A 25,682-nucleotide genomic window follows, 5' to 3' on the forward strand; every position below is an offset into this window, starting at 1 on the left:
AATTAAAAAATTTAAACTTCAGGCAACCTTTTTCTTTTTATTCTCGTCTATGTAAATAGATGATCTAATTAATTAATTGATTTTTCAATTTGAAAGTTATTCAATTTTATAAAAGCGAGACACAACTCATTAAGAAAGCTGCAAAACAGCATCGTGATGCGCAACATCAGTTGTACAATCAACATGCACCCAAAATGCTAAGTATATGTCGTCGATATATAAGAGATATACAATTTGCAGAAGAGGTAATGTTAAGTGGATTTCTAAAAGTTTTTATGAATCTCGAAAAATTTAAATTCGAGGGAAGCTTTGAGGGTTGGATACGAAGAATAATGGTAAATGAATCTATTTCCTTTCTCAGAAAAGAAAAGCAAATCTTTTTTACAGAAGAAATAACAGGGTATACTGAAGAATCCTGGAATAATATAAATTCAGAATTAGAAGTAGATCAAATTCAGGAACTAATCGATAGTTTACCAGAAGGATATAGAATGGTGTTTGTACTATATGCCGTAGAAGGGTACAAACATAGCGAGATAGCCAAAATGTTAGAGATTTCAGAAAGTACATCAAAATCTCAGCTCTTTAAAGCTAGAAAAATGCTACAGCAAAAGTTAAACGAACAAAATAAGATTAGTAATGGCGCCATTGAAATTTGAAGAAAAGATAAAGGAAAAGCTAGAGCAACGCGCTATAAAACCTTCAGATACTTCTTGGGAACAATTAGCAGCTCAATTAGATGATATTCAACATCAAAAAAAAGGAAGTAAAAGGGTTTGGTGGTATACGATTGCAGCAATTTTTGTTGGAGTTTTAGTAATGACCTCAATTGTAATGAATCAGGATCCCACATCAAAACAAAGAGATAATCAATTTGTTGATAATAGTGAAGAGATTATAAAAAATGATAATGTACAAGTTGTTTTAGATAATAATACATCAGAAAAATCTATTAAAAATAATGATAAAACAGTTATAGAGAATGTTGATGAGGAAGTTATTAAAGAAAATATCAAAAAAGAAGATATAGTGGTAGTGAATCATTCTGCCATTAAGAATACTTCAAAGAGTGTAGAACCAATAAAATCGATGTCTAAAGCGATTGACGATAATCCACAATATGATGTAGTTAAGTTAGCAGAAAATGATAAAGGAACTACAACAATAAGGGAAGAGGTTTTACCTATTGATTCTTTAATAATAGAGGATAAAGTGGCAAATGTTATAGCCCAAATACAGGAACTCCAAAAAAATAACACTCAAGTAACCGATGAAGAAATTGATCAATTGTTACTTAAGGCTCAACGGGAAATTACAACAAAAAAAATATTTCAATCTTCTAATGAAGTAAGTGCATCAGCTCTTTTACAAGATGTAGAGAATGAGTTGGATGAAACTTTTAAACAACGTGTTTTTGAAGCGCTTAAAACAGGTTTCGAAAAAGTTAAAACTGCTGTAGTAGAAAGAGATAATTAAAAATGTATTCATCAATCAAATCAGATTTGCGATCTTCCTTCTTTAAGGAAGGGAGGTTGCAATAGTAAAATTCAAAAAAAATGAAGACAATAGTTACTATTGCCACATTTGTGGCCATGACATTATTTGCTCAATTGTTAAGTGCTCAGGAAACAGATAAAAGTGATGCTGTTAAGGAATTAACAGAGCAAAAAGAGCGTATTATTAATACCGAAAAAGAAGCTCTCAAAAAGGAAGTAGAAGTTATAAATGAAAGACTAATTAATAATGAAATTACTAGAGATGAGGCTCAGAAATTGAAAGAAGATGCGGCTGAAAACCATGCACTTAATATCGAAAATAGATTAGCTATTATCGATAATAAAATTGCATTGTTAGAGCGTAACGGATTAAAGAATGTAAATACCGAAGATCCTAAAATCTTTATAGGCCTAAATACCCAGGAAGAAAATGCAGACGTGATATTGGGGTTAAAAATAAATACCGGAAAGGAAAGAAAAATAAAATATGATATACGAACAAGGTCGAACCTTGTAATTGCGTTTGGACTTAACAATGCGATTGTAGATGGACAGTCCTTGGATGACTCTGATTATAAAATTGCAGGAAGTAGGTTTTTTGAAATAGGATGGGCCTGGAAAACCAGAGTGTTTAAAAATAGTAATTTTTTAAGATTTAAATACGGAATTTCGTATACCACAAATGGTTTGAAACCTACTGATAACAGATATTTCGTCGAAAATGGGGATCAGACCGAATTAGAGGAGTTTAGAGTAGAGCTGAAGAAATCAAAATTTAGAATGGATAACTTGGTGATTCCTATACATTTTGAATTTGGGCCATCAAAAGTAGTAGAGACAGAAAAAAAGATCAGATACTACACTTCCAATAGATTTAGGATTGGTATAGGTGGATATGCAGGAGTGAATGTAAGCACTCGTCAGAAATTAAAGTATCGGGAGAATGGGGATCGAGTTAAGGATAAAATTAAAAGAGATTACAATACTAGTGACTTAATTTATGGTTTGAGTACGTATATAGGATTTGGAGATATGTCACTATATCTAAAGTATGATTTGCAACCAATTTTCAGAAATGCGACTGTGGATCAAAATAATGTGTCATTAGGATTGCGTTTTGATCTTTAATATCATCGATGAAATGTTAAATCTTTTTTATAATCTTTACAATTTAACAAAAAATTAAGAAGATGATTTTTAATTGATTTTTTTAGTGTTACTATATCTTTTTAAAACAAAAGAGCTGTGTTTATTCTCAGCTCTTTTGTTGTTTTTATAATTATAGATTTTTTTAATAAAATATGATTTCCTGCCAATATGATGGATACCCCATAAAAATGATATACTAAAAATGTAAAATAATATTTTGTTAAATAATTTACTAAAATAGAATAATTGTTATATAAAAAAATGAAGTAGAAATCCATAGATTAATTATGGTTTAAACGTAACCTTTTGATTGTAAGTATTTTATGACATTTATTTTTTTTGTTTCTTATTGAAATGCTCTATATTTAATCAGTCATAATTGAGATAATTCCTTCCTTAATTTAAGCAAAAAAGCTTATGCTTTTCTGCTATTTAAAACTTGAAACTATATACTAATTATATATACTATTAACCAAATTTCACACAAATGAAAACAAAATTCTTTTATTTCACATTGTTCATGTTTTGCAGCTTTGCGCTGCTGGCTCAAACGGGCCCTTCTATGAAAGCTAGTTCTGTAGGTAAAGCTGTCTACATGAAAAAAATCCCCGCGCTTTCTCAAATGGATAACATTATTTCTGCTAAAGGTTTAGCACATGATGCTCCGGCAAAACGTAGGGGTAGTAATACGTATGTCCCAGGAAAAGGATATCCACAAGGAAATGATCCTTTCTTTAATGAAGCATCACAAAAATCGGCTTCAAAAATGGCGACTAGTGCTCCTGTTGCTTCTTTTGATGCGCACATAGGTACTGTATTAAATGATGCTACAGGTGCTATAGGGCCAAACCACTATGTTTATGCTTTTAACTCAGGTTTTGGTATTTTGGATAGAAGTGGTAATGTTTTATTGCCAGAAGCTTCATTAGCAACATTGTTTCCTGGAGAAACTTTGGGAGATCCAATAGTGGTGTATGATAACTTTGCAGATAGATTTATTGTTATGCAATTTAGTAATACCCCAAATGGATTTCTGATTGCTGTTGGTCAAGGACCAGATCCTGTTAATGACGGATGGTTTACATACCGATTTAACACAGGTACATTTCCAGATTACGAGAAGCTTTCAATCTGGAGTGATGGGTATTATATCACTGCAAATAAGGATCAAAATGCTCCTGATGTTAATGATGTTGTATTCGTAGTAGAAAGAGATCAAATGCTTGTAGGAGATCCGGGAGCACAATTAATTGGTTTCCCTCTTCCAGGGGCAGAAACTAATGGTTTTTATAGCCCGGGTGGTTTTAATGCAACAGGTACAACATTACCACCGGTAGGTACAGGTTGTTCTATAGTGTATTTACAAGATGATAGCTGGTCAGGTGTTTCTCAGGATGAATTAAAGATTTGGACAACGACTGTAGACTGGACAACTCCAGCCAATTCGTCTATTTCTGCTCCGCAAAGTATACCTACAACTCCATTCGATAGTGTGTTTGATGGTGGATCTTTTCAGAATCTTGATGAGCCAGGTACAGGTCCAGATATAGATGCATTACAAGCAACAATGATGTACATGACCCAATACAGGCGTTTTGGAACTCATAATTCTGTTGTTATGAATTTTGTAGTAGATCTTGATGGTACAGATAGTTTAGCGGGTATTCGTTGGTATGAATTAAGACAAACTGGTGATGGTGCTCCTTGGACAATCTATCAGGAAGGAACCTATGTTCAGCCAGATGGTCTTAGTGCTTTTTGCGGTAGTATCGCCCAAGATGCTCAAGGTAATATAGGATTAGCGTATACTGTTGTAAGTAGTAGTGTATTTACTTCACTACGTTATACAGGAAGATTGGCAAGTGATCCTCTTAATACAATGACTGCCGTAGAACAAGTTTCAGCAGATGGTGATGCTCAAAATAATAGAGGTGATGGTAGATATGGAGATTACGGTCAAATGACTATTGATCCAACAGATGATATGACCTTCTGGCATATTAGCGAGTATATGAAAGGGCCATCTCCAAATGTAAGAAGAAGTCATGTTGTTGCTTTTAAAATCGAACCAGCGGTTATCGATAATGAAGCACCATCAACTCCAGCAAATTTGGTAGCTTCTGGTACAACTGCTAGACAGACTACATTAAACTGGGATGCCTCTACAGATAATGTGGGAGTTACAGGATACGATATTTATCAAGACGGAGTAGTTGTTGCTACAGCTCCTGATGCAACATTTATAGTAACCGGATTAGCGCCTCTTACGACATATACATTCTCTGTAATTGCAAAAGATGCTTCGGGTAACGAATCAGGTGCAAGTAATACAGTAAGTGTTACTACGCTAGAAAGTACAACAGGACCAGGTTGTTTAAATGGATTATTAGCACCTTATAACGAAAGTTTTGAAAGTGGTTTAGGAGCTTGGACTCAGGCTTCCGGAGATGATATTGATTGGACAGTAGATTCTGCGGGTACTCCATCTAATAATACAGGACCTTCAAGTGCCGATGATGGTTCCAATTATATTTATGTAGAAGCATCTGGTAATGGTACAGGTTTCCCAAATAAACGAGCAATTCTAAACTCGCCTTGTTTTGATCTTAACGATGCTACAGCAGCAGTATTTTCTTTTAGATACCATATGTTTGGATCTTCTAATTTTGGATCATTGGATGTTGAAGCAAGTAATGATGAAGGAGTAACTTGGACAAGTATTTGGACAAGAAGTGGTAACCAAGGAAACTCTTGGCAGACTGCTACAATAGATTTAGCAGCGTACTTAGGTTCTGGGTTACAATTACGATTTAATCGTCTTACTGGAGGTACTTGGCAAGCTGATGCAGCTATAGATGCAATATCTCTTACTGCTGGTGGTGGTCCTGGAGGAAACTGTGCTACAGGTGATTTAAGCTTAAGTATTACATTTGATAATTACCCTCAAGAAACATCTTGGACATTAGTTGATGCAGGCGGAACTACTGTAGCTTCAGAAAGTTACTCTACTGCGAATCCTGATGGATCAACTATTACAGAAACGATAACAGGATTAACTTCTGGTAGTTACACATTTACAATTTCTGATTCTTTTGGTGATGGTATTTGCTGTGGATTTGGTAATGGATCTTATACCTTGTCAAGTAGTGCAGGTACAATTGTATCAGGAGGTGAGTTTGGAAGTTCTGATGTAACAGATTTCTGTGTTCAGGGATCAGCTAGATTAGATACATATGAATTGACAGATGTTCAGAAAAATGACCAGAATTTTGTTTTATCACCAAATCCTGTTAATAACGGAATCTTAAATATATCAGTAGGTAAAACGGCAATTCAGAACCTTGAGATCTTCTCTATGTTTGGTCAATTAGTTCTTAGTGTTAACGATCAGGGAACTAAGCAAAAAGTTGATGTAAGTAATCTTCCGGCAGGAACATATTTTGCTAGAATTACAGGAAAAGAAATCATAGAAACAAAACAATTCGTTATTGCGAATAGAAAATAGTTTTTTATAAATGATTGTTTAATTTCTGGGGCTGCCTTTTTAGGTAGCCCTTTTTTTATTAAATACATAAGAGGATTTGGGTCTCGGGAATTATATTATTTTTGTTGCGTATAATTTATTGCTATATTATTTATGATTCATAAGTCCACTGTAGATGCTGTATTTGAAACCGCTAGATTAGAGGAGGTTATAGGGGATTTTGTGCAATTAAAAAAGGCAGGGAGTAATTTTAAAGGGTTAAGTCCTTTTAGTGATGAGAGAACTCCATCATTTATGGTTTCTCCCGTAAAACAGATCTGGAAAGACTTTTCTAGTGGTAAGGGAGGTAATGTAGTTGCTTTTTTGATGGAACATGAGCATTTCACTTATCCAGAAGCTATAAAATACCTTGCGAAGAAATACAATATAGAAATAGAAGAAACAGAACAGACTGATGAACAGAAGCAACAAGCTGATGAACGGGAAAGTATGTATCTGGTTAGCGAGTTTGCAAATACATTCTTTCAAAATTCATTACTTAAAACAGAACAAGGTAAAGCAATAGGGTTATCATATTTTAAAGAAAGAGGGTTTACCGATGAAACCATAAAAAAGTTTGATCTGGGGTACTCTCCAGATTCTTGGGATGCCTTTACTTCTGAAGCTATTAAAAAAGGATATCAATTAAATTACCTTGAGAAAACAGGTTTAACTATAGTAAAAGAAGAAAAGCAGTTTGATCGCTTTAAAGGAAGAGTGATGTTTCCTATTCAATCCATGTCTGGCCGTGTACTGGGTTTTGGAGGTAGGATATTAACAAATGATAAAAAGGCTGCTAAGTACCTTAATTCACCCGAGAGTGATATCTATCATAAAAGTAAGGTGCTTTACGGAATTTATCATGCTAAGCAATCTATAGCCAAAGAAGATAACTGTTATCTTGTAGAAGGATATACAGATGTTATTCAGTTTAATCAAACGGGAGTGAAAAATGTGGTCTCTTCTTCAGGAACCGCATTAACACCAGATCAAATACGACTAATTAGTAGATTGACAAAAAACATCACTGTGCTATTTGATAGTGACGCAGCCGGAATGAGAGCTTCTATACGAGGGATTGATTTGATCTTGGAACAGGGGATGAATGTAAAAGTATGTAGTTTTCCTGAAGGAGAGGACCCTGATAGTTTCGCAAAACAAAATACTTTAGAGGAGCTTAGCTCGTATCTGGAAGATAATATTCAAGATTTTATAAGTTTTAAAGCTTCATTGTTACAACAGGAGTCAAAAAATGATCCGATAAAGAAAGCAGAATTAGTTAGAGATATGGTAACCAGTATTTCTAAAATTCCTGATGTGATCAAAAGAGAGATTTATGTACAGGAGTGTTCTAGAATTATGGATATTTCTGAAGATGTGTTATTTGATACCTTGGCACAAATACGTAATGTAGATGCAAAAGATCAGCGCAAACAACAAAAGCAAGAACATAAATCATTAGAGGTAGTAAAAACCGAAGTGCAGAAACAGCCTAAGGTAAATAGGCAGTATATATTAGAACGTCATATTATAAAGGCGCTGTTGTTATATGGTGTACAGGAAGAGGAATTTGAAGATTTGATAATGAAGGAGAACGAAGAAGGAGAGCTTGTTTTAGAACCTGAAATACACACCGCAAAGGTTTTTGAAAAAATATTTTTGGATTTACAAGATGATGAAATCGAATTCACTGATCAAATGTTCAAAGATATATATGCGATTTTGATTGAAGAACTAAATTTGGATACTGAGTTTAAGATCGAAAGTTTTATAAATAAAATTCCACCAGAGATAGCCTCAGAAATTACAGAAATAATGATGACCGAAGATCGCTATGAACTCCATAGGTGGGTGGATGTGGAGATTCATGTAAAACAAAAAACCGATTCTGTATCAGAATATGTGAATAATATTATACTGGGCTTAAGAGGGTTCTTGATAGATCAAAAAATAAATGAGCTTTCACAAGAAGTGAAAGCTCAGAATATTGAAAATAATAATATGAGTGTTTTAGAGGATATTCGAGATTATCAAACTCTTAAAAAATTATTATATAGAAAACTAAATCGAGTGATTTAGCTAATATGTAATAATCTGGACTGATGAATTAGATCGGCAAGATTATCCACTTTTAATTTTTTTAGTAATCTGGTTTTATATGTGCTTACTGTTTTCTCATTAATAGATAGTGTAGTAGCGATGTCTTTATTACGTTTCCCCGAGGAAAGTAAATTAAGAACTTCGATCTCTCGAGAAGAAAGCTTTTTATACTTCACTACCATGTTGTTTTCATTGGCATTTCCGTTAGCTAACTGTTGGGTTAGGTTGTCATTTAAATAAATACCCCCTCGAGCAACACGTTCTATTGCTTTTTTAAGTGTTTTTGTCGGAACTGTTTTTGCTAAATATGCCGAAGCTCCAGCTTTAATGGCACTTAATGCATACATTTCTTCAGGATGAGAACTAAAAATAATTACTTTTATTCCAGAAAATTCTTTCTTGATTGTTCTCAATGCCATAATTCCATTGATCTGAGGTAGGTCTAGCTCCATGATGAGGACATCAGGAGTGTTAGATTTCAAAACATCATACATCTCGTTACCGTTACTTACTTTTCCAATGATCTCATAATCTTCTGAGTGGCGAAATAAAGAAACGATCCCCTTCCTTGTAATTGGATGATGATCTGCGATTAATACGGTTGTCATTCTTGTTTACGATTGTTAATGTTAGTTTAAATTTAAGAGTTTAACATTCCTTAAGGCTAGGGGTAACTTTGTAATCTTTGTGCAAAATTACTAAGAACTAGTCCTCGTAAACTTTTTTTTATGGATTTATCGATAAAATGCCTCTTATTTTAGATTAAAGGGTATTTTACAGACCGGAATCGGTGTCATTTTATGTTGATTTACGGTATTTAGTCGTGTAAAAATAGCAAAGACCTCTTGTTCTCGTTCCTTAAAATCGTTCACATTTTTGCCATCTTCTTTCATTTTCATAGCCCATTCTAATTCATCATAACTTGCTCCAATTTGATCTTCATCACTTCTGCTGTCACCAAATAATCCATCTGTAGGAGCAGCAATTTGTATTGAGTTTGGTACATCTAAAGCTTTACCGAGATCATAAACTTCACTTTTTAACAGATCAGCTATAGGACTTAGATCTACACCGCCGTCACCATATTTAGTATAGAAACCAACACCAAAATCTTCAACTTTATTTCCTGTGCCAGCCACCAGATATTTGTGCAATCCAGCAAAATAATATAATGTAGACATTCTTAATCGGGCCCTAGTGTTTGCAAGAGACAAATCAAGTTGTGCGCTTTGTTCTGTTTTGGGAACAGCAGATTTAAACTCTTCAAAAACAGGAGTAAGATCAACTCTTACATCAGAAACATTAGAAAATCGTTCTTTTAATTGGGCGATATGTTCTTGAGCTCTAGTTACTTGACTTTGAGCTTGGTGAATTGGCATTTCTACACAAATTGTTTTTAGACCAGTTCTTGCGCACAAAGAAGAAGTAACCGCACTATCAATTCCTCCACTCACTCCGACAACAAAACCACCTATGTTTGCTTTGGTCGCATAATCCTTTAGCCAGTTTACTATATGATCAATTACTTTTTCTGTTTGCATGTTTTATGATTTATTATTATTCATTTATTATGTGCTAAGCTAAAACAAATATATCTATCAATTTTAATCTCGTAATTGGTAATTTGATATATTACCTTTGCAATTATAAAATTAATAAAAAAACATGGCGTTCTTAAGTAATAGAAATTATTTAAGGACATATTATAATTTGAGAATGAATAGTATTAAATTTTTAAAATTCACTATCGTTTTTTGTATATTATTTTCTTGCTCACATGAAAGCAAAGTTGAAAAAGAGATAGTTAAAATTCCTGTAAATATTAAAATAGAACGTTTTGATCAATCATTTGCAGAATTAACAAGAGAAAACCTACCTGATTTAAAAGAAAACTATCCTTTTCTGTTTTCAGAAAAATATGCAGATAGTGTATGGATTAATAAATCAAAAGATACCATTCAATTAGAAATAAATGATGAAATAAAGAAAATTTTTAATGACCTTTCTGAGGAGGAAGAACAATTAAAATCACTTTTTCAACATGTTAAATATTATTTCCCCGAAATTAAAGAGCCAAGGGTTATAACGATTACATCTGATGTAGATTATAGAAATAAAGTAGTGCTTTCAAAAGGTTTGTTAATTATAGCTTTGGATACGTATTTAGGAACAGATCATCATTTTTATGAAGGGATACAGAAATATCTGAAACAAAATTTTGAAAGGAATCAAATAGTGTCTGATGCAGCTTCTATGTATGCTAAAAATAGAGTTGGACCAATACGAGATAGAACATTTTTGGGAAATCTGGTGTCTTTTGGTAAAGAGTTGTATTTAAAGGATTTGTTTTTGCCTAATAGTAGTGATGCAAGAAAAATGGGGTATAGTGAAGAACAATATGCCTGGGTAGTAGCAAACGAAGAAGAGATATGGAGGTATTTTATAGATAAGCAGCTGTTATATAGTACAGATGGCGAATTAATGCCTAGATTTTTATATCCAGCTCCTTTTTCAAAGTTTTATTTAGAAGAAATAGATAATGAAGCGCCTGATAGAGTGGGGCAATTTATAGGTTGGAAGATTGTGGCTTCATATATGAAAAATAACGATGTATCTTTGCGGCAATTATTGTTAGAAGATGCAGAGACGATTTTTAACAAATCAAAATATAAACCCAAAAGACAATGACAAAGGGACATAAATCAGAGATTAAAATAGATATAGAATTAGATGAAAATCGTATTCCTGAACAATTAAAATGGACGGCCAAAGATGGTGGGGTAGAAAATGAAGAGACCAAAGCTTTATTGCTATCTGTTTGGGATAGTAAAAGTAAAGAAAGTCTTCGTATTGATTTGTGGACTAAAGATATGCCAGTAGATGAAATGAAAATCTTTTTTCATCAAACATTAGTTGCAATGAGTGATACCTTTCATCGTGCTACACAAGATGAAAAAATGACTGCTACCATGAAAGATTTTTGTGATTATTTTGCAGAAAAATTAGAATTAAAACAACAATAAACCTTATGGGTTGGTTTTGTGAATCCTTCTAACTTATTTCCAAAATTGAAGCTTTGAAAGGAATCTTGATTTTTGTGTATAATGCAAAATCCGATTTTTTGAATAAATATGTAGATGTGCTCCATAAGATTGTGAGTCCTGATACATATTCTTGTGATCTTTGTAATTTGACTCATGGTAATTTTACAGAGAAAAAAAGGTGGAAAAATTATAGAGAAAATAGTAACTCAGAGTTTGTGTTTATGTATAAGGATCAATTCTTAGATACATACTTGGATTTAAATATTGAAAATTTAACGTTTCCTGCAGTTTTTAAAAAAGAAGGTTCGGTAATAGAAATTCTGTTTGATTCAAAAGTGATATCATCTCTGTCTTCGGTGGAAGATTTAATTGATCTTTTACAATAATATGAGAGGGGCTAAGAATTTTTTAGCTGTGTATTAATTTCGGAGATATAGCTAAGTATTTCGTCTTTGCCTAATCCAGAAGAGGATGATGTTATAAAATAATTAGGCATCTCTTCCCAATATTTTAGCATTTCTTTTATATATTCATCTATTTGAATAGGTAGTTTGGTTTTAGTAAGCTTATCTGCCTTCGTAAAAATAATAGAGAATGGTATTTGGTGCTCGCCTAGCCATTGCATAAATTCAAGATCTATTTTTTGAGGCTCATGCCTACAATCCACTAAAACAAATGCACTTACGAGTTGAGTGCGTTTTGAAAAATACGCTGTAATAAATTTTTGAAATACTTTTTTTGAAGATTTAGATACTCTCGCGTACCCATATCCAGGTAAATCGACCAAGAACCAACTCTTATTAATGATAAAATGATTAATCAATTGAGTTTTTCCGGGTCGTCCAGATGTTTTAGCAAGGCTTTTTCGGTTGGTAAGCATATTAATTAATGAAGACTTGCCAACATTAGATCTCCCGATAAAAGCATACTCTGCAAGTCTGTCTTTAGGGCATTTGGCAACATCGCTATTACTCATTACAAATTCAGCGCTGCTAATCTTCATCGCATTAATAAAATTAGAAGTTACGTTCTAGTAACCAATTGTGAAATAAACGGTTAAACTCTTCTGGATGTTCCATCATAGCTGCATGACCACACTTGTCTATCCAATATAAGTCAGAATCAGGTAATAACCTGTTGAAATCGTCTGCAACTTCTGGGGGGGTGACATTGTCATTCTTCCCCCATATAACACATGTTGGTGTGTTCATATTAGGTAAATCTTTTGCCATATTATGACGAATAGCACTTTTGGCAATTGCAAGAGTTCGTATTAATTTGTTTCGATCATTTACAGTAGAGTAAACCTCGTCTACAATTTCTTTTGTTGCTATTTTTGGGTCATAAAATACACTTTCAGCTTTGGCTTTAATGTATTCGTAGTCACCACGTTTAGGGTAGCTTTCACCCATTGCGCTTTCATAAAGTCCAGAGCTTCCTGTGATAACAAGTCCTTTTATTTTCTCAGGAAACATTTTAGTGCATAGAAGTGCAATATGACCACCCAGAGAATTCCCAAGAAGAATCACCTCTTTGTCACCATAACCCAAATGATCTATAAAATCTTTGAGGTACTTTGCATATGTTATAACCTTAGTTTTTAGTAAAGGTAATGTGTAAATTGGAAGTTCAGGAGTTAGTACTTTATATCCATGTTTAGGAAAGTGAGAATTCACACCTTCAAAGTTACTCAAACCACCCATCAATCCGTGTAAAATGATGATCGGTGTACCTTCCCCTAAATCTAGATAACTAAATTTTCCGTCTTTTTTTAATTCGTGCTTCATTAATATTTCTTACAAGAATTAAAAGCAAATATAGCATTTTCATAATTAGTTTTATGTTTTTTTTATTAATACTGCAAAATGAATTTTTATATTTTTTTTGACGGTTGTTTTTTCCTCCTCGGATTGATTAAAGCTACGAATTCATAAGCTTGCTCTAGTGTCTTGATAGACAAAATTTTAAAGTTTTTAATGCCTTCCTGTGTGCTATTTTAAGTACAACTTATCAACAATGTGGTAAAATGTGGTAAAATGTGGTAAAATTTTCAATATATTTGACTAATTAAACGTTTAGGGAAATAAAGTGGTAAATCTAATCGGCACATACGAATGTAAGGCAGACGCTAAGGGACGTCTGATGATGCCTGTTGCTTTCAAAAAGCAACTTTCGCCTGTGTTGCAAGATGGATTTGTAGTGAAAAGAGCTGTGTTTCAGTCTTGTTTGGAGTTGTATCCAATGGCAGAATGGAACCTTTTAATGCAAAAACTAAACAAATTAAACCGCTTTAAAAAGAAGAATAATGATTTCATCCGAAGGTTTACAGCTGGAGTGAAAATAGTAGAAATTGATTCGGCAGGTCGTCTTTTGATTCCAAAGGATTTGATAAGTTTTGCCGGTATTACTAAAGATCTGGTATTATCATCGGCTGTTAATATTATCGAAATATGGGATAAAGATCAATATGAAAAAGCAATAGATGATGTAGCTGATGATTTTGGAGATTTGGCTGAGGAAGTGATGGGATTTGATGATGAAATAAACCTTGATTAATTAAAGGATAATGTTTGAAAATACCTGATTCAAAAAATATTGAAGATTGGGTGTTTGTGTGATTATTTAAAAAGATAGAAATGGAACAGATGGAATATCATAATCCTGTTTTACTTAAGGAAACCGTTGGTGGTTTGGCGATCAAGCCAGATGGGGTTTATGTTGATGTTACGTTTGGAGGAGGAGGTCATTCTAATGAAATATTAAAACAATTAGGTCCAGAGGGAAAACTATATGCATTTGATCAAGATCAAGACGCTTTGAGTAATGCAATTGATGATGACAGGTTCACTTTGATCAATGAAAATTTTAGGTTTATTAAAAGATTTTTAAGGTTTTATGGAATCAGAAAAGTAGATGGTATTCTTGGGGATTTTGGAGTTTCTTCTCATCAATTTGATGTTGCAGACAGAGGTTTTTCTACAAGATTCGAAGCCGATTTGGATATGAGAATGAATCAAAATGGAGAAGTGTCGGCTTATCATATAATTAACGAATATGATGAGTCAGATTTAAAAGTAATGTTTTTGCAATATGGTGAGTTACGCAATGCGCCTAAACTGGCAAGAGCAATAGTTGGAGCAAGAAAAGAAAGTCCTATTAAAACGAGCGTGGAGTTAAAAGAGGTGTTGAAGCCATTTTTACCAAAACATAAGGAGCATAAGATTTTAGCCCAGATTTATCAAGCAATTCGTATTGAGGTAAATCAAGAAATTGAAGTGTTAAAGGAGTTTTTAGAACAAACTACAGAATTGTTGGATGAAGGAGGGAGAATTAGTTTAATCTCATATCATTCTTTAGAAGATAGATTGGTAAAACGATTTATTCGCAATGGGATGTTTGAAGGTGAACCAGAAAAAGATTTATATGGTAATGTGTCAGTACCATTTAAAAAAATAGGAGGATTAATTGTTCCTGATAGTGAAGAGGTTAAAGTGAATAATAGAGCACGAAGTGCTAAACTTAGAATAGCAGAAAGAATTTGAAACAGACAATCTATGACATATTAAAAGGAAAATTTTTGATTGCAGATGATGCAATGAAAAATTGGAGAATGTTATTGTTTCTTTCTTTTTTGGCGATAGTAATGATTGCCAGTTCTCATAATGCAGAGAGCAAAGTACACGAAATTGCCAGATTGAATAATGAAGTAAGAGAATTAAGAACACAATTTGTGGATGGAAAGACTGAATTAATGAGATTGAAAATGGAATCATCTATAATCAAAAAGATGACACAAAAAGGATTAAAACGCCCGGCAAGGCCTCCAAGAAAAATAATAGTAAAAAATTAAGTTGTTTTGGCAATAAAAGAGAAAAACATATTAAATAGGTTGTACTTCATAGCAGCATGTATGTTTGTTTTTGCCATTGCGGTATTGGCAAAACTGGTAAATATACAGTTTGTAGAAGGAGATATGTATCGTAAAAAAGCTCAAGAAAGAGTTTTTAAAACTTTTGATATACCAGCCAATAGAGGTAATCTTTATGATAGTAAGGGTAATTTGCTAGCTACATCAGTTCCTAAATATGATATAAGATTTGATGCACTTACTGTAAACGAAAAAGATTTTAGAAAATATATTAAACCACTTTGTGAAGCATTATCCAAAGAATTTGGAAAACCTGTTTCATATTATGATAAAATTATTAGAGTAGCTAGAGATAATAAAAACAGATACTTGTTGCTTCGAAGAAATTTAGGGTATTCTCAATATATGAGAGTTAAAAAATTTCCTTTGTTTGAGTTCGGTGCAAATAGAGGAGGATTAATTGTTGAGCAGCGTACAATAAGAGAGCATCCTATTGGGAAAATTGCAGAACGCACGGTTGGGTATGAAAGAAGAGATGAGCAAGGATATTATACTAGAGTAGGTTTAGAAGGTGCGTATGGCCCTTTTTTAAGAGGAAAAGAAGGAAAAAGAAAGAAACAAAAGATAGCAAAAAATCAATGGAAACCTATAGGCGATGATAATGAGGTAGAGCCTCAGGATGGATTTGATGTGGTTTCAACTATTGATGTAAATATTCAGGATATATCACATCATGTACTATTAGGACAACTTGAAAAATTCGAAGCAGAACATGGTACTGTTGTAGTAATGGAAACAAAAACCGGAGAGATAAAAGCAATATCTAACCTTGGGCGTACCAAAGCAGGGAAATATTATGAGAAACTAAATTACGCAGTAGGAGAGTCTCATGAGCCAGGGTCTACCTTTAAATTAATGACTATGGTAGCAGCTTTAGAAGATAGGGTTATTGATTCGAGTTATGTTGTGGATACAGAAAATGGTCGTGTAAAGTTTTATGATAGGGTTGTAAAAGATTCTAAGTGGGGAGGATATGGAAAAATATCAGCTGCAAGAGCATTCGAGCTGTCTTCAAATACAGCTTTTGCAAAAATGATTAATGAAAATTATAAAGATAACCCAAGAAAGTTTGTTGATCGATTGATTAATATGGGATTAGGAGAAACACTCGGACTAGCAATTAAAGGAGAAGGAAAACCAAAGATTCCTTATCCAGGAGATGATGATTGGTATGGCACTACTTTGCCGTGGATGGCGCATGGATATGGCGTTGCAATTACTCCTTTACAAACTTTAGCTTTTTATAATGCTATTGCAAATGATGGTGAAATGGTAAAGCCAAGGTTTATCAAAGAAGTAAAAACCTGGGATAAGACGAGAGAAAGATTTGATAAAGAGGTTTTAAACCCTACGATATGTTCTAAGACAACAGCAAAAATAGCACAAGAAATGATGAAGAATGTTGTGAAGAGAGGTACGGCAGACAATATTCTTACAGATAATTTTGGAATAGCCGGTAAAACAGGTACATGTTGGGGCAATTATGGTAGAGATAAAGAACGAGAATATATCTCATCTTTTGCAGGATATTTTCCAGCAGATGACCCTATTTATTCTTGCATTGTTGTAATTCATAAACCGAATAAGAAAAAAGGATATTACGGAAGTGAAGTGGCAGCTCCTGTTTTTAAGACTATAGCAACAAAAATATATAATGATATACCAGTGATTGACGAGGTATCATATGCAGCGATTGAGAGTAATTCAGTTGTGAATAGTTATGAGAAATATTACGAGAATGCTCGAAAATATAAAACCATAATGCCTAATGTAAAAGGGATGCCCGCAATGGATGTTATTTCACTTTTAGAAAATATGGGGCTTAAAGTGGAGCTAAAAGGATCAGGAACTGTAAAGAAGCAGTCTATAGAGCCGGGAACCAAAGTAAAAATAAATCAAAAAATAAGATTAGAGCTATCGTGACAGAGTTAAAAGATATTCTATATAAAGTAGCGATTAATGCTGTTGTAGGTGATACAAAAACTAGCGTTAATAAAATCGAATTCGATTCTAGAAAAATAGGGCAGGATGATGTGTTTGTGGCTATCAGAGGATCGGTCTCAGATGGGCATGACTTTATTGAAAAAGCTATTAATCAGGGAGCATTAGCGGTGATTTGTGAAAAAATACCGGATGTTACGGTTAATGGAGTTACTTATGTAGAAGTAGAAGATACACAGTCTGCATTAGCAATAATGGCTTCTAATTATTTTGACACTCCTTCAGAAAACCTAAAATTAGTTGGAGTAACAGGGACTAATGGAAAAACAACGATTGCAACATTGTTATATCAACTTTTTAAGAAAGCTGGTTTTAAAGTAGGATTGTTATCAACGGTAAAAGTTATGGTTGATGTAGAAGAATATAAGGCAACACATACTACTCCTGATTCTTTGGCTATCAATTATTATCTAAAGGAGATGAATGAAGCAGGTGTTGAATATTGCTTTATGGAAGTAAGTTCTCATGGGATTCATCAAAAACGTACTGAAGGACTTGAGTTTGCTGGAGGAATTTTTACGAATTTGTCTCACGATCATTTGGATTATCACAATACATTCAAAGAATATCGCGATGTGAAAAAAGTATTCTTTGATGGTTTATCTGCAAAAGCTTTTGCTTTAGTAAATAAAGATGATAAAAATGGAGCTTTTATGCTTCAGAATACCCATGCAAAACAATATACCTATGCTTTAAAATCATATGCCGATTATAGAGGTCAAATCTTAGAAAATAGTCTAGAGGGATTGTTGCTTAAGCTTAATGATAATGAGGTTTGGGCAAAACTTATAGGTAGTTTTAATGCGTATAACTTATTGGCAATTTTTGGAGCGGCAGAGTTACTAGGACTCAAGACTTTAGAAACACTTCAATTATTAAGTGAATTACAAAGTGTGAGTGGTAGATTTCAATATTTGATTTCAGAGCAGAAGATTACAGCAATAGTGGATTATGCACATACTCCGGATGCATTAAAAAATGTACTGGAAACCATTAATGATATTCGAACAAATAATGAAGCTCTGATTACGGTTGTTGGATGTGGAGGGGATAGAGATAAGATGAAACGCCCTGTGATGGGTAACATTGCTGCGAGACTTAGTAACAAAGCGATTTTTACTAGTGATAATCCCAGAACAGAAAATCCAGAGCAAATTATTGCAGATATAGAAAAAGGAGTAGAACCACAAGATTATAAAAAAACACTTTCTATTACAGATAGAAAGCAAGCGATTAAAACCGCCTGTCAATTGGCAGAAAAAGATGATATAATTCTTATTGCAGGAAAAGGGCATGAAACATATCAGGAAATTAATGGAGAACGAAATGATTTTAATGATTTTGAAATTGTCAGAGAAGAACTAAAAAAACTAAACAAATAAATCCTTTTGTGTTTGTAGAAAGAATATAAAAAGGTAATGACTTATGCTATACTATTTATTTGAATATTTGGAAAGCGAATACCAGTTCCCCGGGGCAACGCTGTTTCAGTTTATAACTTTTAGAGCTGCAATGGCGATTATACTGTCGTTATTAATCTCTACAATTTATGGTAAGCGCATTATAGGTTTTCTTCAAAGAAAACAAATGGGAGAGAGTATTCGTGAGTTGGGATTAGATGGTCAGGCAGAAAAGGCAGGAACTCCAACTATGGGAGGTATCATTATTATTTTGGCAACTCTTGTTCCTGTATTGTTATTTGCTAAACTGGATAATATATATGTCATACTGTTAATTGTTACCACGTTATGGATGGGAGTGATTGGTTTCACAGATGATTATTTAAAAATTAAAAGAAAAGATAAGGAAGGGCTTGCTGGAAAATTTAAGGTTATTGGTCAAGTAGGATTAGGACTTATCGTAGGGTGTACTATGTATTTTCATAGTGATATTACCATTAAAGAAGAAAAAGCTAATTCTGATGTAGAGCAGGTTGCTAGTTCTGAAGAGAGCTCAGATTTTAATCCAGCTATTAAGTCTACAAAAACAACAATACCATTCCTCAAAAATAATGAATTCGAATATTCAAGTTTGATTACCTGGATCAGTCCAGATCTCGTTAAATATGCTTGGTTAATATTTATACCTATTGTGATTTTTATTGTCACTGCGGTTTCAAATGGAGCCAACCTTACTGATGGGATTGATGGATTGGCTGCAGGTTCGTCAGCAATAATGGTATTGACATTAGCACTGTTTGCATGGGTTTCGGGTAATATCATATTTTCAGATTATCTCAATGTAATGTATATACCTAATTCTGGAGAGATGACCATATTTATAGCAGCATTTGCAGGGGCTTTGGTAGGTTTTTTATGGTACAATACGTATCCTGCGCAGGTTTTTATGGGGGATACAGGAAGTTTGACTATAGGAGGAATTATAGCAGTTATTGCAATTGCAATACGTAAAGAATTTTTGATCCCTATCATATGCGGAATCTTTTTTATAGAAACCTTATCAGTAATGATGCAGGTAAGCTGGTTTAAGTATACTAAAAAAAAGCATGGAGAAGGAAGGAGAATATTTTTGATGTCCCCTTTGCATCATCACTATCAGAAGAAAGGAATACATGAAAGTAAGATCGTTTCCAGGTTTTGGATTGTTGGGATTTTTCTGGCAATTATTGCTGTGATTACGCTTAAGGTGAGATAGTATGAAAAGGTTAGTGGTATTAGGTGCAGGAGAGAGTGGAGTTGGAACCGCAATTTTGGGTAAAAAGAAAGGATTCGATGTTTTTGTTTCTGATAAGGGAACAATTACAGATTATTATAAAGAAGTTCTTAGAAATTTTGAAATCGAATGGGAGGAACAACAACATACAGTATCTAGGATTATAAATGCAGATGTGGTTATGAAGAGTCCGGGGATTCCTGATAAAGTAGCACTGGTACAGCAACTACTTGAAAAAGGAATTCACGTAGTATCTGAAATAGAGTTTGCTTTTGGATTTACTGCTGCGCAGATTGTGGGTATTACAGGAAGCAATGGAAAGACAACAACAACTATGCTTACTCATTATATACTCCAGCAGGGAGGGTTGGATGTAAATATGGCAGGCAATATTGGAGATAGTTTCGCAAAACAAGTGGCAGAGAAAGATGCTCCTTTTTATGTGTTAGAATTAAGTAGCTTTCAGCTGGATGGTATTAAAGAGTTTGCGCCTCATATTGCGATTCTTACCAATATCACTCCAGATCATTTGGATCGATATGACTATAAATTTGAAAATTATATCGCTTCAAAATTTAGAATTGCAATGAATCAAAAAGAAGATGATTACTTTATTTATGATGCAGATGATAAGGTAATTGTAGAGTATTTAGAGAAGTATCCCATTCGCTCAAAATTACTACCATTTTCTTTGACAAAAAGAGTGGAAAACGGAGCTTATTTAGAAAAAAATAATATAACAATAACAATAGACAACAACAAAATCATCATGCCAACAGAAAACTTAGCATTAAAAGGAAATCACAATGTGAAAAATGCCATGGCCGCCGCTACGGTATCACAATTGTTGAAAATTAGAAAGACCACCATTCGAGAGTGTTTAGAGAACTTTCATGGAGTAGAACATAGGTTGGAAAATGTATTGAAAATTAATAATGTACAATATATTAATGATTCAAAAGCAACCAATGTAAATGCAACTTTCTATGCATTAGATGCTATGAAATCTGCAACAGTATGGATTGTAGGAGGAGTAGATAAAGGTAATGATTATACAGAGTTGTTTTCTTTGGTTAATGAGAAAGTGAAAGCAATTATTTGTTTAGGAGTGGATAATTCTAAAATCATAAATGCATTTGGCAATTGTGTTGATGATATCGTAGAAACACAATCAATGAAAGAAGCGGTAAAAATGGCATATAAAATAGCTGAGAGAAATGAAAATGTTCTATTATCTCCTGCGTGTGCAAGTTTTGACCTGTTTAAAAATTATGAAGAAAGAGGTCGACAGTTTAAAGAAGCTGTTAGAGAATTATAGTCCGGTAAAAATACGATGAAGTATAGATTTAAAATTGAAGAATGAAATAATACATAATAATGACTAAAGTATTAGCAAATATAAAAGGAGATAAAATGATATGGGCAATCGCTGCTTTGCTGGCATTGTTTTCATTTCTACCTGTGTATAGCGCTAGTAGTAATTTGGCATACCTGTATGGTGGAGATGGAGATACCTTTAGTTTTTTGGTAAAACACTTTGTTCATCTCGTTTTAGGGTTTTTGATTATATATGGAGTACATAAAATACCATATCATTATTTTAAAGGACTTTCTATAATCATGATACCAATGGTAATCGTGTTGTTGTTGGTTACATTAGCACAGAATACTTCAGGAGGGGGGACAAATGCAAGTAGATGGATTCGTTTACCTTTTGTAGGAGTTGGTTTTCAGCCTTCTACTCTGGCAGCAGTAGTTTTGATGTCTTATGTAGCTAGATATCTTTCAAAAATTAAAAATGAATACGTTTCTTTTAAGGAAACATTATTGCCACTTTGGGTGCCAGTTTTTCTGGTGCTTATGTTGATTTTACCAGCAAACTTTTCTACTGCAGCGATTATATTTTCTATGGTTATTATGTTGGTGTTTTTGGGAGGATATCCATTAAAATACATTTCGGTCATTTTAGGATCGGGGCTTTTGATACTTACTTTTTTTATTCTTTTTGCAAAGGCATTTCCAGGTGTTTTTCCAAATAGAGTTGATACTTGGGTAAGTAGAATAGAAAATTTTACTGATGATAAAGATACACAGGAGGATTATCAAATCGAGCGTGCAAAAATAGCTATCGCCAGAGGAGGAGTGATAGGAACAGGGCCTGGTAAAAGTGTACAGAGAAACTTTTTACCACAGTCATCATCAGATTTTATTTATGCCATAATAGTTGAGGAATGGGGATTTGTAGGAGGTGTTTTTTTAATGCTGTTATATATATTGTTATTACTTAGGTTGGTCATTGTAGCTCATAAAAGTGTAGATGTTTTTGGGAAATTATTGGTTATCGGAGTTGGACTTCCCATTGTCTTTCAGGCACTAATAAATATGGGAGTAGCTGTAGAATTATTTCCGGTTACTGGGCAAACGCTTCCACTTATTAGTAGTGGAGGGACATCAATTTGGATGACGTGCCTAGCTATTGGTATTGTACTAAGTGTAAGTAGTAAAAGAGAAGCAATTATAAAAGAAGAGCAAATAAAAGAAAAGGAAGAAAATCCATTAGAAGTATTGAGTGAAGTTTTATGAGTAAAGGATTGAAGGTTATATTATCTGGAGGAGGAACAGGAGGGCATATCTATCCTGCAATTGCTATTGCAAATGAAATACGCAATAGATATCCTGATACTTCTGTTTTGTTTGTAGGAGCTAAAGACCGCATGGAAATGCAAAAAATACCTCAGGCAGGTTATGAAATTGTAGGGCTATGGATTAGTGGCATTCAAAGAAGGTTAACATTAAGTAATCTTTTGTTTCCTATTAAATTGATAAGTAGTCTTTGGAAATCTAAAAGAATAATTAAAAAATTTAACCCTGATATCGTTATTGGTACAGGAGGATTTGCAAGCGGACCATTGTTGAAAATGTCGAATTCGAGAAAAATTCCTACTGTGCTTCAGGAACAAAATTCTTTTCCCGGAATAACGAATAAATGGTTGTCAAAAGGAGCAAATAAAATTTGCGTTGCTTATGATGATATGGAACGTTTTTTTCCGAAAGAGAAAATAATAAAAACTGGTAATCCAGTACGTCAGGATTTGTTGCAGATAGAGGGTAAAAGAGAAGAAGCAATCAAAAAGTATGATCTAAGCAATGATAAGAAAACCATTTTAGTCTTGGGGGGCAGTTTGGGTGCAAGAAGAATTAATCAGTTAATCGAGAAAGAACTTGATTTTTTTGGTGAGAAAGAAGTACAGGTGCTTTGGCAGTGTGGGAAGTTATATTATTCAGAATATAAAACATATAATGATCATAAGGATGTGCAAGTACATCAGTTTTTAGATACTATGGATTTGGCATATGCTGCAGCTGATATTATTATATCAAGAGCGGGAGCGAGCTCGGTTTCAGAATTATGTATTGTAGCAAAACCAACAGTGTTTATCCCATCTCCTAATGTAGCCGAGGATCATCAGACTAAAAATGCACAAGCTATTGTAGATCAAAATGGTGCAATAATGCTAAAAGAGAGTGAGTTGGATGTGAATTTTGAATCTGAAATTTCAGAATTGTTAACATCAAAAGATAAGCAGATAAAGCTTTCTAAAGCTATAAAAGAGTTAGCGTTGCCTAAAGCAACGTCTAGTATAGTAGATGAGATTGAAAAATTAATTGAAGATAAAATTACCAGGAATTAAAAGTGTAAATGAATACTAGTTTAGACAACATACAAAATATATATTTTATCGGTATTGGCGGTATTGGTATGAGTGCACTTGCTCGATATTTTAAATTCCTTGGTAAAAATGTAGGAGGATATGATAAAACGCCTACTCAGATTACTGTTGATTTACAGAAACTAGGTGTTGATATTCATTTCGAAGATAATATTGATCTTATTCCTAAAGTATTTTTAAATAAAGAAAATACATTGATTGTATATACTCCGGCTATTCCTAAGGATCATAAAGAATTTGTTTATGTGCAGGATAATAGATTTCTGATTCAAAAGAGAGCAGAGGTTCTGGGGATAATTACCAAAGATGTGTATACACTTGCGGTAGCTGGTACTCATGGTAAGACAACCACTACTGCAATTCTTGCTCATTTGCTTAAAGAAAGTGGGGCTAAGGTGACTGCATTTTTAGGAGGTATAAGCGAAAACTACAATTCTAATCTGGTATTAGAAGGAAATGAAGTTGTGGTGGTAGAGGCAGATGAATTTGATAGATCATTTTTGCAATTATACCCTGATATTGCTGCAATCACTTCGATGGATGCAGATCATTTGGATATTTATGAGGAAGAAAATGCATTAGAAGAATCATTTATAGAATTTTCATCCAAAGCAAAGGATCATCTTTTAGTGTGCAATGGATTGCCACTTTCGGGAATTACTTTCGGAATCGAAGATGACTCAGATTATTGTGCTCAGGATATAAAAATAGATAATGGAACATATATTTTTGATTTAAAAACTCCTCACGAACTCATTAGGGATTTGCATTTAAACCTGCCAGGTAGACACAACTTGTTAAATGCTATTACGGCCTTTGCTATAGCAACGCTTTACGGCTCCCCGACCGGGCCTTTGGCAAAGGCTTTATTTTCCTTTAAGGGGGTTCAAAGAAGGTTTAGTTATCAAATTAAAACAGATAATTTGGTGTATGTAGATGATTATGCACATCATCCAACAGAAATTAATGCCTTGCATCAGGCGGTACGAGAAATGCATCCTGATAAAAAGGTATTAGCGGTTTTTCAACCACATTTATATAGTAGAACAAGAGATTTTGCAGAAGATTTTGCAACAAGCCTAAGTCAGTTTGATCAATTGTTGCTTTTAGATATATATCCAGCCAGAGAATTGCCTATAGCAGGAGTAACCTCTGATTGGTTATTGGATATGATAAATATTGAGAATAAAAAAATAATAAAAAAAGAACATCTAATAAAAGAAATAACAGGAAGTAATGCCGAGGTTGTGTTAACAATAGGAGCAGGAGATATAGGAGAAGAAGTGAATGGCATAAAAGAAGCTTTGTTGGTATGAGGAATAAAATTTTGACATATTTAAAATTTGGAGGTCTGTTGATTTTGATTACTGTTCTTTTTGCATTTGCAAGTAAGCGAAATGAGCGCAGAAAGATTAAAGAAGTGCTTATAGAATTTATAGAAGAACAGGATCCATACATAAATGAATTGACGGTTAATAAATTGTTAATACAAAATCAGGAAAGAGTTACGAGCGTGGGTAAAGAAATTTTAGTTTTGAATACTGTAGAGCAAGAACTTGATACACATGAAATGATTGAGCATTCTGATGTGTATCTTACTGTAAATGGAGAACTTAGGGCAAGAATCAAGCAACGCACCCCAATTGCTAGGGTTAACGCGGTTACTCCTTTTTATGTTGATGTTACGGGAAATACGATGCCTTTATCTGATAGTTATTCGGCTCATGTGCCGATTATACATAATGTATCAGAGAGAGAAGTCGCTCAGATTTTTCCTTTACTAAGAAAAATTCAGGAAGATGAGTTTTTAAAAAAGCATGTTGTAGGTGTTTATCTTGGTGCTGATGGAAATTATGAGTTAGAGTTACGTGTGTACAGGTTTAAGTTGATCGTTGGGAAAATAGAGAATTTAAATAATAAGATTAAAAATTTTAAGGCGTTTTATCAAAAAGCATTGCGAGATAAAAGCCTTGAGTCATATAAAAAAGTCAGTTTACAGTTTAGTAATCAAGTGGTGTGTACAATAAAATGATACCA

Annotated in this window: 23 protein-coding genes; 19 read left to right on the plus strand and 4 right to left on the minus strand. The window is 33.6% G+C overall.

Going from position 1 to position 25,682, the window contains the following annotated elements:
• Positions 1-89: 89 nt before the first annotated feature.
• From PQF96_RS16990 to dnaG, 5 genes are all read left to right on the plus strand, one after another.
• Positions 90-659: an RNA polymerase sigma factor gene (locus PQF96_RS16990; RefSeq protein WP_109438803.1), complete on the plus strand. Its 570-nt coding sequence runs from the start codon at positions 90-92 to the stop codon at positions 657-659.
• Complete coding sequence (locus PQF96_RS16995) at positions 640-1,476, plus strand: hypothetical protein (RefSeq protein ID WP_271767566.1); 837 nt, start codon at positions 640-642, stop codon at positions 1,474-1,476. Before PQF96_RS16990 ends, PQF96_RS16995 begins: the two co-directional genes overlap by 20 nt.
• A gap of 80 nt (positions 1,477-1,556) precedes the next feature.
• Positions 1,557-2,624 (plus strand): PorT family protein, encoded by a 1,068-nt coding sequence (locus tag PQF96_RS17000; protein ID WP_143915900.1) that lies wholly within the window; start codon positions 1,557-1,559, stop codon positions 2,622-2,624.
• Between the two features lie 508 nt (positions 2,625-3,132).
• Positions 3,133-6,150: a T9SS type A sorting domain-containing protein gene (locus PQF96_RS17005; RefSeq protein ID WP_271767567.1), complete on the plus strand. Its 3,018-nt coding sequence runs from the start codon at positions 3,133-3,135 to the stop codon at positions 6,148-6,150.
• Between the two features lie 132 nt (positions 6,151-6,282).
• A complete protein-coding gene (gene dnaG, locus PQF96_RS17010) occupies positions 6,283-8,247 on the plus strand; it encodes a DNA primase (RefSeq protein WP_109438799.1) in 1,965 nt (654 codons plus the stop codon).
• Here the strand turns inward: dnaG and PQF96_RS17015 are convergent.
• Positions 8,244-8,876: a response regulator gene (locus PQF96_RS17015; RefSeq protein WP_109438798.1), complete on the minus strand. Its 633-nt coding sequence runs from the start codon at positions 8,874-8,876 to the stop codon at positions 8,244-8,246. The genes dnaG and PQF96_RS17015 overlap by 4 nt on opposite strands.
• Before the next feature lie 144 nt (positions 8,877-9,020).
• Positions 9,021-9,809: an NAD(+) synthase gene (gene nadE, locus PQF96_RS17020; protein ID WP_271767568.1), complete on the minus strand. Its 789-nt coding sequence runs from the start codon at positions 9,807-9,809 to the stop codon at positions 9,021-9,023.
• Positions 9,810-9,984: 175 nt separating this feature from the next.
• Between nadE and gldB the strand changes: the two genes are divergently transcribed.
• The 3 genes from gldB to PQF96_RS17035 all read left to right on the plus strand — a co-directional run bounded on the left by gldB (position 9,985) and on the right by PQF96_RS17035 (position 11,698).
• A complete protein-coding gene (gldB, locus tag PQF96_RS17025) occupies positions 9,985-10,956 on the plus strand; it encodes a gliding motility lipoprotein GldB (protein ID WP_109438796.1) in 972 nt (323 codons plus the stop codon).
• Positions 10,953-11,291, plus strand: a complete 339-nt coding sequence (gene gldC, locus PQF96_RS17030; protein WP_109438795.1) for a gliding motility protein GldC — start codon at positions 10,953-10,955, stop codon at positions 11,289-11,291. Before gldB ends, gldC begins: the two co-directional genes overlap by 4 nt.
• A 98-nt stretch (positions 11,292-11,389) precedes the next feature.
• A complete protein-coding gene (locus PQF96_RS17035) occupies positions 11,390-11,698 on the plus strand; it encodes a GTPase (RefSeq protein WP_143915903.1) in 309 nt (102 codons plus the stop codon).
• Positions 11,699-11,709: 11 nt separating this feature from the next.
• On the opposite strand, the gene yihA is transcribed toward PQF96_RS17035, so the two are convergent.
• A complete protein-coding gene (gene yihA, locus PQF96_RS17040; protein ID WP_109438793.1) occupies positions 11,710-12,315 on the minus strand; it encodes a ribosome biogenesis GTP-binding protein YihA/YsxC in 606 nt (201 codons plus the stop codon).
• Positions 12,316-12,328: 13 nt separating this feature from the next.
• Positions 12,329-13,099 carry an alpha/beta fold hydrolase gene (locus PQF96_RS17045; protein ID WP_109438792.1) on the minus strand — a complete coding sequence of 257 codons (771 nt, stop codon included), beginning with the start codon at positions 13,097-13,099 and terminating at the stop codon, positions 12,329-12,331.
• A gap of 301 nt (positions 13,100-13,400) precedes the next feature.
• Here PQF96_RS17045 and mraZ point away from each other — a divergent pair, with 301 nt between their 5' ends.
• The 11 genes from mraZ (at position 13,401) to PQF96_RS17100 (ending at position 25,677) form a co-directional block, all read left to right on the plus strand.
• On the plus strand, positions 13,401-13,868 hold the full coding sequence (gene mraZ, locus PQF96_RS17050) for a division/cell wall cluster transcriptional repressor MraZ (protein WP_109438791.1): 468 nt from the start codon (positions 13,401-13,403) through the stop codon (positions 13,866-13,868).
• An 89-nt stretch (positions 13,869-13,957) separates the two neighbouring features.
• Positions 13,958-14,854, plus strand: coding sequence for a 16S rRNA (cytosine(1402)-N(4))-methyltransferase RsmH (gene rsmH, locus PQF96_RS17055; RefSeq protein WP_109438866.1), 897 nt, complete (start codon positions 13,958-13,960; stop codon positions 14,852-14,854).
• On the plus strand, positions 14,851-15,162 hold the full coding sequence (locus PQF96_RS17060; RefSeq protein ID WP_109438790.1) for an FtsL-like putative cell division protein: 312 nt from the start codon (positions 14,851-14,853) through the stop codon (positions 15,160-15,162). Before rsmH ends, PQF96_RS17060 begins: the two co-directional genes overlap by 4 nt.
• Positions 15,163-15,168: 6 nt before the next feature.
• Positions 15,169-17,163, plus strand: coding sequence for a penicillin-binding protein (locus PQF96_RS17065; RefSeq protein WP_200825175.1), 1,995 nt, complete (start codon positions 15,169-15,171; stop codon positions 17,161-17,163).
• On the plus strand, positions 17,160-18,623 hold the full coding sequence (locus PQF96_RS17070) for a UDP-N-acetylmuramoyl-L-alanyl-D-glutamate--2,6-diaminopimelate ligase (RefSeq protein ID WP_271767569.1): 1,464 nt from the start codon (positions 17,160-17,162) through the stop codon (positions 18,621-18,623). The genes PQF96_RS17065 and PQF96_RS17070 overlap by 4 nt, the downstream gene beginning before the upstream one ends.
• A 43-nt stretch (positions 18,624-18,666) precedes the next feature.
• Positions 18,667-19,896, plus strand: coding sequence for a phospho-N-acetylmuramoyl-pentapeptide-transferase (gene mraY, locus PQF96_RS17075; protein ID WP_109438787.1), 1,230 nt, complete (start codon positions 18,667-18,669; stop codon positions 19,894-19,896).
• 1 nt (position 19,897) lies between these two features.
• Positions 19,898-21,232: a UDP-N-acetylmuramoyl-L-alanine--D-glutamate ligase gene (gene murD, locus PQF96_RS17080; RefSeq protein WP_271767570.1), complete on the plus strand. Its 1,335-nt coding sequence runs from the start codon at positions 19,898-19,900 to the stop codon at positions 21,230-21,232.
• Between the two features lie 59 nt (positions 21,233-21,291).
• On the plus strand, positions 21,292-22,497 hold the full coding sequence (locus tag PQF96_RS17085) for an FtsW/RodA/SpoVE family cell cycle protein (RefSeq protein WP_271767571.1): 1,206 nt from the start codon (positions 21,292-21,294) through the stop codon (positions 22,495-22,497).
• Entirely contained in the window at positions 22,494-23,606 is a 1,113-nt protein-coding gene (murG, locus tag PQF96_RS17090) for an undecaprenyldiphospho-muramoylpentapeptide beta-N-acetylglucosaminyltransferase (RefSeq protein ID WP_143915906.1), read from the plus strand. Before PQF96_RS17085 ends, murG begins: the two co-directional genes overlap by 4 nt.
• A gap of 8 nt (positions 23,607-23,614) precedes the next feature.
• Positions 23,615-24,961, plus strand: coding sequence for a UDP-N-acetylmuramate--L-alanine ligase (gene murC / locus PQF96_RS17095; RefSeq protein WP_271767572.1), 1,347 nt, complete (start codon positions 23,615-23,617; stop codon positions 24,959-24,961).
• The gene (locus PQF96_RS17100) at positions 24,958-25,677 is read left to right on the plus strand and encodes a cell division protein FtsQ/DivIB (RefSeq protein ID WP_271767573.1); all 720 of its coding nucleotides are present in this window, start codon (positions 24,958-24,960) and stop codon (positions 25,675-25,677) included. Before murC ends, PQF96_RS17100 begins: the two co-directional genes overlap by 4 nt.
• Positions 25,678-25,682 lie beyond the last annotated feature (5 nt).

This window comes from Aquimarina algiphila, from assembly GCF_947494415.1.
GTDB classification, from domain to species: domain Bacteria; phylum Bacteroidota; class Bacteroidia; order Flavobacteriales; family Flavobacteriaceae; genus Aquimarina; species Aquimarina algiphila.

Excerpts from the sequence above, each read along its gene's own strand:
- rsmH (WP_109438866.1), top strand. The coding sequence starts at position 13,958 with ATGGAATATCATAATCCTGTTTTACTTAAGGAAACCGTTGGTGGTTTG.
- mraY (WP_109438787.1), top strand. The coding sequence starts at position 18,667 with ATGCTATACTATTTATTTGAATATTTGGAAAGCGAATACCAGTTCCCC.
- PQF96_RS17005 (WP_271767567.1), top strand. The coding sequence starts at position 3,133 with ATGAAAACAAAATTCTTTTATTTCACATTGTTCATGTTTTGCAGCTTT.
- murC (WP_271767572.1), top strand. The coding sequence starts at position 23,615 with ATGAATACTAGTTTAGACAACATACAAAATATATATTTTATCGGTATT.
- PQF96_RS16995 (WP_271767566.1), top strand. The coding sequence starts at position 640 with ATGGCGCCATTGAAATTTGAAGAAAAGATAAAGGAAAAGCTAGAGCAA.
- PQF96_RS17100 (WP_271767573.1), top strand. The coding sequence starts at position 24,958 with ATGAGGAATAAAATTTTGACATATTTAAAATTTGGAGGTCTGTTGATT.
- nadE (WP_271767568.1), bottom strand. The coding sequence starts at position 9,809 with ATGCAAACAGAAAAAGTAATTGATCATATAGTAAACTGGCTAAAGGAT.
- PQF96_RS17085 (WP_271767571.1), top strand. The coding sequence starts at position 21,292 with ATGACTAAAGTATTAGCAAATATAAAAGGAGATAAAATGATATGGGCA.
- murD (WP_271767570.1), top strand. The coding sequence starts at position 19,898 with ATGAAAAGGTTAGTGGTATTAGGTGCAGGAGAGAGTGGAGTTGGAACC.
- PQF96_RS17015 (WP_109438798.1), bottom strand. The coding sequence starts at position 8,876 with ATGACAACCGTATTAATCGCAGATCATCATCCAATTACAAGGAAGGGG.
- gldC (WP_109438795.1), top strand. The coding sequence starts at position 10,953 with ATGACAAAGGGACATAAATCAGAGATTAAAATAGATATAGAATTAGAT.
- murG (WP_143915906.1), top strand. The coding sequence starts at position 22,494 with ATGAGTAAAGGATTGAAGGTTATATTATCTGGAGGAGGAACAGGAGGG.
- yihA (WP_109438793.1), bottom strand. The coding sequence starts at position 12,315 with ATGAAGATTAGCAGCGCTGAATTTGTAATGAGTAATAGCGATGTTGCC.
- dnaG (WP_109438799.1), top strand. The coding sequence starts at position 6,283 with ATGATTCATAAGTCCACTGTAGATGCTGTATTTGAAACCGCTAGATTA.
- PQF96_RS17045 (WP_109438792.1), bottom strand. The coding sequence starts at position 13,099 with ATGAAGCACGAATTAAAAAAAGACGGAAAATTTAGTTATCTAGATTTA.
- gldB (WP_109438796.1), top strand. The coding sequence starts at position 9,985 with ATGAATAGTATTAAATTTTTAAAATTCACTATCGTTTTTTGTATATTA.
- PQF96_RS17000 (WP_143915900.1), top strand. The coding sequence starts at position 1,557 with ATGAAGACAATAGTTACTATTGCCACATTTGTGGCCATGACATTATTT.